Source organism: Fredinandcohnia onubensis, from assembly GCF_002734285.1.
Taxonomy (GTDB): domain Bacteria; phylum Bacillota; class Bacilli; order Bacillales; family Bacillaceae_L; genus Ferdinandcohnia; species Ferdinandcohnia onubensis_A.
The window spans coordinates 1-1383 of the sequence record NZ_NSEA01000031.1 but is presented as its reverse complement, the minus strand read 5'-3'; the positions used below and the strand labels follow the sequence as shown (position 1 = coordinate 1383).

The window sequence follows — 1383 nt, the reverse complement described above, 5'->3', positions numbered from 1 at the left end:
TGTACCTCTGTCAAGAAAACGGACAAATTAAATTGGTCATTTTTTTAAAAGATCCCTACCGCGCTCCGCTTGGTGGCCTTAATGAATGGTGAGAGAACTGGTGCTCTCTCACCATTCATTAAGGAAAAGGTTTAAATCAAGCACTTTGTTTTTTTAGAAAATATGCTTTTTCAAAATCTAATGGTGGCAGATACCCATTAGTTGAATGTATACGCTTCGAATTGTAAAAACAGGTGATATATTCAAATATGTCTTTTGTTGCTTGAGCTCTTGTAAGATAAGTAGTTTGATAGATTAGTTCCTTCTTAATGACACTGTGAAATGACTCTATGCACGCATTATCATAACAGTTTCCCTTACCACTCATGCTGATTTGAATTCCATTTTCTTTAAGTTTATTGGTATAATCCTTTGATGCATATTGGCTTCCTCGGTCAGAATGGTGTATAAGACCTTCTAGGGGTGGTTGGTGCTTTATTGCTCTGTCTAAGGCTGTTCCCACAAGTTCTTTTTTAAGCCTATCTCCCATGTGGAATCCAATGATTTTGCGGGAATATAAATCCATGATGGAAGCTAAATAAAGAAACCCTTCTCTCGTCCATATATACGTAATATCCGCAACCCACACCTTACCTGGTGCGACAGTAGTAAAATTTTGGTTCAAAATGTTCGGGTAAATAAACTGATTATGATTAGAATTGGTGGTGGCCTTAAACTTCTTGGCGGTCTTTGATGATATTCCCTCATCCTGCATAATCCTCTGTACAGTACGCTCTGAGACCTCTATACCCTCATTGCCTAGCTGCTTAGTTATTTTCGGACTACCATAGATCTCCCGCGACTCCTTATGGACTCTTTTAATTTCCTTCGTCAGAAACTCCCTTTTCTTTTTCTGCTCGCTCGGTTCCCGATTAAGCCAGTCATAGTATCCGCTTGATGAAACCCCTAATAATTCGCACATCTTCGCAATTGGGAGCCCTTCATTATAGTCCCTTATAAATTCATAAATTACTTGGGGTTTTTGCTGAAGATGTGCAAAGCTTTTTTTAATATTTCAAGTTCCTGTTTCAGTTCTAAATTTTCTTTCTCTAAGTCTCTATATGGCTTTTGTTCAGGAGGGGTATTGCCACTTCCCACAAAGGCTTGCTTCTTCTTTTTCTTGTAGGCATCCACCCAGTTACGAATGGTTCCTATTGGGATATCAAGGTCCTTTGCCAATTGTGTTGCCTTTTTTCCATCCTCCACTACCATCTGAGCTACTTGTATTTTATATTCAAGATCAAAGTGTTTTCCCATTACAAGACACGTCCTTTAAATTAGCCTTTGTCACTCATTATAACGAAAGTGCCCAATTTATAGTGTCCGTTTTTTAGTCTAACATCA

Annotated in this window: 1 pseudogene; it reads right to left on the bottom strand. The window is 38.4% G+C overall.

Annotated elements, in window-relative coordinates:
- Positions 1–136: 136 nt before the first annotated feature.
- Positions 137–1296: pseudogene (locus CKJ95_RS21680) on the bottom strand (IS3 family transposase).
- Between the last annotated feature and the right edge of the window lie 87 nt (positions 1297–1383).